This is a genomic window from Arenimonas sp. (genome assembly GCF_019459675.1).
Taxonomy (GTDB): Bacteria; Pseudomonadota; Gammaproteobacteria; order Xanthomonadales; family Xanthomonadaceae; genus Arenimonas.
In genome coordinates this window covers 1-6,345 of the sequence record NZ_JAIBFH010000250.1, presented here as the reverse complement: position 1 = coordinate 6,345, position 6,345 = coordinate 1, and the positions used below count along the sequence as shown (strand labels likewise).

General features: G+C 70.6%; 6 protein-coding genes. 2 read left to right on the top strand and 4 right to left on the bottom strand.

Annotation, left to right across the window (positions count from 1 at the left end):
• Both K0M70_RS08405 and K0M70_RS08400 read left to right on the top strand, forming a co-directional pair.
• On the top strand, positions 1-934 hold a 934-nt coding region (locus tag K0M70_RS08405; RefSeq protein ID WP_290781352.1), incomplete at its 5' end, for a sensor histidine kinase.
• Positions 922-1,404, top strand: a complete 483-nt coding sequence (locus K0M70_RS08400; RefSeq protein ID WP_290781351.1) for a response regulator — start codon at positions 922-924, stop codon at positions 1,402-1,404. The genes K0M70_RS08405 and K0M70_RS08400, both read left to right, overlap by 13 nt.
• Before the next feature lie 40 nt (positions 1,405-1,444).
• On the opposite strand, the gene K0M70_RS08395 is transcribed toward K0M70_RS08400, so the two are convergent.
• From K0M70_RS08395 to K0M70_RS08380, 4 genes are all read right to left on the bottom strand, one after another.
• Positions 1,445-2,152, bottom strand: a complete 708-nt coding sequence (locus K0M70_RS08395) for an OmpA family protein (protein ID WP_343211202.1) — start codon at positions 2,150-2,152, stop codon at positions 1,445-1,447.
• A gap of 256 nt (positions 2,153-2,408) precedes the next feature.
• A complete protein-coding gene (locus tag K0M70_RS08390) occupies positions 2,409-4,754 on the bottom strand; it encodes a M56 family metallopeptidase (RefSeq protein WP_290781350.1) in 2,346 nt (781 codons plus the stop codon).
• Positions 4,754-5,143, bottom strand: coding sequence for a BlaI/MecI/CopY family transcriptional regulator (locus tag K0M70_RS08385; RefSeq protein ID WP_290781349.1), 390 nt, complete (start codon positions 5,141-5,143; stop codon positions 4,754-4,756). Before K0M70_RS08385 ends, K0M70_RS08390 begins: the two co-directional genes overlap by 1 nt.
• Positions 5,144-5,318: 175 nt before the next feature.
• Positions 5,319-6,287 carry an alpha/beta hydrolase domain-containing protein gene (locus tag K0M70_RS08380; RefSeq protein WP_290781348.1) on the bottom strand — a complete coding sequence of 323 codons (969 nt, stop codon included), beginning with the start codon at positions 6,285-6,287 and terminating at the stop codon, positions 5,319-5,321.
• Between the last annotated feature and the right edge of the window lie 58 nt (positions 6,288-6,345).

Below are 6,345 nucleotides of genomic sequence, written 5' to 3'. Positions count from 1 at the left end.
CCTGATCACCGAGATGCTGGACGTGGCCGGCATCGGGGCCGGCACGCTGGCGATGGACTCCCAGCCGGTCCGGGTGGCGGCCGCGGTGCGTGAAGCCATGACCCTGATCGCGCCGCAGGCCGACGCCCGCGGCATGACGGTCAGCGGACCGGCCAGCGGCGATCCGTCGCTGGCGGTGGCGGCCGATCCGCGTCGGCTGCGCCAGGTGCTGCTGAACCTGCTGGGCAACGCGGTGAAGTACGGCCGGCCTGGCGGCCGGATTGATATCGAAGTCGCGGCGCGGGACGGCCAGGTGGCGCTGGCGGTTCGCGACGATGGCCCGGGCCTGTCGGAAGAAGCCCAGGGCCGGCTGTTCAGGCCGTTCGAGCGGATCGAGCAGACCGCGCGCGGCGTCGAGGGCACCGGCCTGGGGCTGGCCCTGAGCAAGCGGCTGGTGGAAGCCATGGGCGGAGCGATCGGCGTGGACACCCGGCCCGGTGAGGGCGCCCGTTTCTGGTTCCGGCTGCCCGCGGCCACGGCCGCCCCGCTCGCCGAACATCCCCGCCAGGCTCCGGAGCCCAGACAGGCCGGCGCCCACCGCCTGCTGCTGGTGGAAGACAACGCCTCCAACCGGGCCCTGGTGGCGACGGTGCTGGAGCGCAATCCCGGCTGGCAGCTGGTCCAGACCACGTGCCTGGCCGAGGCGCGCGCTGAGCTCGCGGTGCACGCGTTCGACCTGATCCTGCTGGACCTGCACCTGCCTGATGGTGACGGCCTGGAGCTGCTGCAGTGGCGGCGGGACGCGGGACGCCCCTTGCCGCCGGTGCTGGTGCTCAGCGCGGACGCCACGCCCCAGGCGCGGGAGAGAGCGCTGCGCGCAGGCGCCGCCGGCATGCTGACCAAGCCGTTGGACCTGCGGCAGTTCCACGCGGAGATAGCCCGATGCGTGCAGTAAGCGAACGCGAGCTGCTGTCGGCCCGGATACTGGTGGTGGATGACGGCGCCGAAAACGTTGCCCTGGTGGAGGAGCTGTTGGCGCGCGAAGGCTTCGATCAGGTGCTGGGCACCACCCAGCCCGAACGCTGCCTGGAGTTGGTGCAGGCCTTCGAGCCCGACCTGGTGCTGCTGGACCTTTGGATGCCGGGTGTCGACGGCTTCGGGCTGCTGGCGCAGTTGACCGCCCCGCGCCCCGGCGCGTGGCCACTGCCGGTGATCGTGCTGACCGCGGACGCAACGCGGCGCACGCGCCACCGCGCCCTGGGGCTGGGTGCACGCGATTTCGTTACCAAGCCCTTCGACCCACTCGAGGTGCTGCTGCGGGTCTGGAACCACCTGGAAGTGGCCCTGCTGCTGCGCCGGCTGCAGGCGCTGGGCGGCGCCACCGGCCTGCCCAGCCGCCCGGCCGGGGACGAACCCCCGGCCTGAGCGGTGGCCCGGCGGGTTGCCCGCCGGGATGGAAGCCGCTTTAGTTGCGGATCGGAACCAGCGTGATCTCGACGCGGCGATTCTCGGCGCGGCCGGCGTCGGTGGCGTTGCTGGCGATCGGATGGTTCGCGCCGGCGCCGGTGACTATCAGGCGCTGGTTGTTCACGCCGCGGCTGGTGAGATAGTTCGCGACGGCCTGGGCACGCTGTTCGGACAGGCGCTGGTTGTAGGCGGCGGCACCAACGCTGTCGGTGTGGCCGGCGACCTCGACGATGGTCTGGTCGTACTCGCCCAGCGTCGCGGCAACGGTGTTGAGCACCGAATAGGACTGGCTGCGCAGCGCATAGCTGTCGAAGGCGAAGGTGATCGCCTCGGGCATGTCGAGCGTGATGTTGTCGCCCTGGCGCACCACTTCCACGCCGGTGCCGGCCATGCGGGCGCGCAGGTCGCGCTCCTGGTTGTCCTGGTAGCGGCCGATGGCGCCGCCGGTCAGGCCGCCCACACCTGCGCCGACCAGCGCACGCTGACGGCGCTCGGTGGCATCGTTGCCGCTCAGCAGGCCGGCCACCACGCCCACGACGGCGCCGATGGTGGCGCCCTTCTGGGTGCGGCTCATGCCTTCTTCCTGCTCATTGCCGTACTGGTCGCGCGGCGGCGGGCTGTTGGCGTAGCCACCGGTGCTCTGGCAGCCGGCAAGGAAAGTGGCCAGCACGGCCGTGACGAGCAAAGTCTGGGTTGGATTCTTCATGTCGAACCTCGTTGAATGCATGGATTGCCTTCACAACTAAGCACGGATCGGCGTCCGACCGCAGCCCGCGCCGCGCTGCCGTTCAGGCTTTTGTTCTGAACATGAACGAGATCAACGGGTGTGGCGGCCTGGCGTGCGCGGGTGCGCCGGCGCACGGGGCATGCGCCTGCCCACCGTTCAGATAGCGCGACAGTGCAGCGGCCGTCCGTGGCGCGGCGCCCGGGCGTCTTTCGCGCCGATTGCGCGCCGCCTGCGGTCAGCCTGCCGCCGCGAACCGGTCCAGGGCCTTCTCGGCCTGGCCGCGCTCGAAGTCACCGAGCCGGCGGGCGGCGGCGCGATAGCGCTCGATCAGGGCCGGGTCGGCGGGCATCACACCGGCCAGGGACTTGAGCACTTCGCCGGCCTCGAAGTCCGAACCGATGTCGCTCAGCAGCGTCAGCACGCCGTCGGCCGTGGCCGCGTCCACCGGGCCGGCGCGCAGCAGCTGGTTCAAGGCTTCGCGCAGTTCGAAGTCGGATCCGATGGTGCGCGCCAGCCGGAAGTAGGCGGCCCTGGCCTCCGGCGAAGCGCCCAGGCGCGGCGCGGCGGAAGCCAGCACTGCGCGGGTTTCAAAGTCACTGCTGATGCCGTGCGCGGCGTCCAGCGCCATCACCACCTGGGCGGCCGACGGCTGCCCGCGGGTCAACAGTGCGTCCAGCACGCGGCGCTGTTCGAAGTCCGAGCTGATGCCGGCCAGGGCCTTGCGCCACGCGCGCAGCACGTCGCCGTCCGGCGGCAATGTTTCGGCCAGGGACGACAGCAGTTCGGCCTGTTCGAAGTCTGAGCTGATCTGCATGGAAAGCTCCAGCAGCTGCACTTGCTGGGTCGGCGGCAGGTCCTGCGAATCCAGCGCCGCCTGAAGCGCCTGGCGCATCTCGAAGTCGGACGTGATGTCCTGCATCAGTTTCATCACCCGGTCCATCTGCGCGGCGTCCAGCGCCGCGTTGTTGAAAAGCACCGCGACATAGCGTGCGGCTGAATGGTCGGCCTTGATCAGCGCAATTTCGGCCAGCAGGGCATCGGGCCCGCCCTTGGCCAGCAGGGCCTTGCCGCGCGAATCGGCGTTGATGCCCGTTTCGCGCAGCACCTCGGGCAGCCGCTGCGCCAGCCACGCGCGCCCGGCGTCCAGCGGCTGCGGGCTGCCGTCCATCCGGTAATCGCGCTGGATCGCGCCGTCCTTGCCGTAGATATGAATCTCGCGTTTGACGCCGTCGCGGGTTTCCACGATTTCGAACTTCGCGCCCTTGCCCAGGCGCGTGACGTCGGTGCCGGCGTCGTTGAAATCGACGCTGCCCACCTGCTTCACGTCCAGCCTGTGGTTGCCGGAGCTTTGGCGATAGCTGTAGTTGTTGCCGCCCACGATCATGCGGCGGACGCCGTCGCCCAAGCCTTCGGCGGCGAACGTGGTGACGGCCAGGCCGGGCAGCGCCACCAGGGCGACCAGGGCGGCGATGAGTGCGGTGCGGCGAAGCGTGGGCGACAGGGGGCGCAGGGACATCGGGGATTCCTCCAGCAGGTTTTTCACGCGGCGCAGCACGTGGCCGGAATCACTGGCCATGGCCACCGCCAGCGCGGGGTTTCCGGCGCGGGCGCCGGCGTGGGAAAGGCAGGTGGCCAGGCATTCGGCCAGCGGGCGGCCGCTGCCCAGCAGCTGCGCGGCGCGCGCGTCGCAGGCGTCTTCGGCCAGCGCCTCCAGGCGGTGGCGGGCGTGCCATGCCAGCGGATGGAAGAACAGCGGCAGCAAAGCCAGGCGCTGGGCGATGCGCCAGGCCGGGTCGCGGCGCTGCAGGTGGCTGAGCTCATGCGCCAGCAGCGCACGCTGCTGGCGGGCATCCAGCGACGCGGCCCAATCGGGCAGCAGCACGCGGGCGCCCGGGAGCACCAGGGGGCTGACGGCGTACGGGCTCACCCGCAGCGTGGGTGGCGCGATGCCCAGTTCGGCGGCCAGCCGGCGTGCGTGGCGCACCAGGCTTTCATCCGCGGGTTTTCCGCTCCGCGTCGCGGCGCAGCCGAGACGGTGCAGCGCCAGCGCCTGCCGCCCCAGCCGAACCAGGCCCACGATGAGGCCCAGCGTCCACAGGGCCAGCAGGGCCAGCGCGATCACATCGGGCAAGGCGATGCGCGCGTCCTGCGATGGCACGCCGTCAGAGAGAGCGGTGTCGCCATCCGCTTCCGGAGAAGCCGCCAGCATCGCCGGCGCGGGCAAATTCAAGGCCGCATTCAGGGCCTGGCTGGCGTCCCGTCGTGGTGCCGGCGTCATGAAGGCCTTGTCGGGGTCCGGTGATCGTGCCGGAGCCATCGCATCCTGGCGCGCCTGCGGTGTGGCGGTGCCGGTGTCCGTGGCTTGCCGGTGGCTGACCGTGGCGCGTTCCAGCGCCGGCAGCGCGGTTGCCAGCGTGGCCGACAGCAGCGCACCGAACAGCGCCGTGCGCCAGGCGAGCTCGGCCCAGCCGAGGTGGCGCAGCCAGCCCGCGCGTTCGGCCAGCCAGGTGGCGCCCAGCAGCACGCTGGCATGCAGGGCGAGGGTGAGCAGAAAAGACAGCGGCAGGTCGAGTTCGCCCATCACTTCTTCCCCTTCGGCGCAGCGGCCAGCAGGGCCTGGATGCGTTCGAGGTCGCCCGGCGCCACGTCCTTCTCATTGACCAGGTGCGCCAGCAGGGCCTTGGGATCGCCGCGGAACAGGTTCTGGATCAGGTCGCCGACCATGTTTCGGCGCACCTGCGATTCGCTGACCAGCGCGCGGTAGTGAAGCATCCGGCCGTCGCGCCGCTGGGCCACGATGCCGCGCTTGGCCAGGCGGGTGAGCAGGGTGGCCACCGTGGTGTGGGCCAGCCCGCGGCTTTGCGCCAGTGCGGCCGCCACGTCGCCCACGCTGGCTTCGCCGCGCCACAGTACGCGCATCAGGTCCAGCTGCAGTTCGCTCAGGGCAACGGCTTCGAGATCGTTTTCCATGGGGCCGGGAATTCTTCTACATGTGTCGTACTACAGTTGTAGAACAAGCGGGCCCTGTTGGCAACAGGCCACAAGTCACGGCCCCGCCGGAATCCTCGGGTTCCTCGTAGCGACGGCCATCGGTCAACGCGCGCCGCGATGGACGCGACCCGCGCCCCGGTCGCGTCGGCCGACGTCAGGGCGTGGTTTGGCACTTGCCCAGGTACCCGTCCAGGCTCGCCACGTCGTCCCAGTGCCGGCTCATGCGTTCAAGGGCGGCGTCGCGCTGCATCGGCAGCAGGAAACGCTGCGACACCGCATGGTCCACCGCGGCGGCGGCGGCACGCATGAAGCCCTCGCGGCTGCCGTAGCGCTCTTCGATGGACAGCCTGGGGTCCTGCGCCGCAAGGCGTTCTGCGCGCGTGCGCGCGAAAGGAATGAAGCCGCCGGTCAAGCCGGAGATGAAACCGAAGGAGGCGAGTTCCGGTGCCTGCCAGTTCCACGCGGTGTAGGTGCCCAGCGGAACGGACGACTGGGTACCGCGCCAACCGCCGAGTTCATTGCCGTCTTCGTCGACATCGGGCACCAGCAGCGGATAGCGTGCGCCGGTCCGCACCGGCTCGCGCAGGATGCCCTTGGTCCTGAACGCGCGGCCCAGGTCGATCTGCCACACCGGAGGCGGCTCGGCCGGCACGCGTACGCCCGGGATGGCGGGGAATCGGATGTCTTTCGCGGCAACCAGCGTCGAGCCCGGCATGGGCGCAACGCTATCCGGCGGCAGAACGTCGTGGATTGCCCAAAGGCGCAAGTTCTCCAGCAGTGCGTTGATCGCGTCGCTCAGGTCCTGGTTGTCGTTGTAGGGATACGCCGCCTGCGTCGCCGCGTCGGCGAAGATGCCGGCACGCCGCGGCGCGTGCGGTGTACCGGAAAGGAAGTACAGGCGGCTTTGGGGCCCCAGTGCCACCGCACGGCTGCCATCCGCGGTGGTCTGCGACAGCGACGCGGCACGCGCCCAGTATTCGGAGCTGCTGAGGATGTAGAAGATCCTGGGCACGGTCCCGTCGCGGGTGGCGCGGTCCAGCAGTCCCTCCTTGCCCCGGCCGTCGATGTCCGGCGTGGCGACATCGGCGAACGGGTAGATATCCACCGCGCGCAGGTTGCTCATCACCGAATTTCCCGCCGGGCCGGGCAGTGCGTAGCGGTGATTGAAGCCACCGCGGCCG

Bases quoted from the DNA above. Each gene is read 5' to 3' on its own strand.
- K0M70_RS08395 (WP_343211202.1), bottom strand. From the start codon at position 2,152: ATGAAGAATCCAACCCAGACTTTGCTCGTCACGGCCGTGCTGGCCACT.
- K0M70_RS08380 (WP_290781348.1), bottom strand. From the start codon at position 6,287: ATGAGCAACCTGCGCGCGGTGGATATCTACCCGTTCGCCGATGTCGCC.
- K0M70_RS08400 (WP_290781351.1), top strand. From the start codon at position 922: ATGCGTGCAGTAAGCGAACGCGAGCTGCTGTCGGCCCGGATACTGGTG.
- K0M70_RS08385 (WP_290781349.1), bottom strand. From the start codon at position 5,143: ATGGAAAACGATCTCGAAGCCGTTGCCCTGAGCGAACTGCAGCTGGAC.
- K0M70_RS08390 (WP_290781350.1), bottom strand. From the start codon at position 4,754: ATGGGCGAACTCGACCTGCCGCTGTCTTTTCTGCTCACCCTCGCCCTG.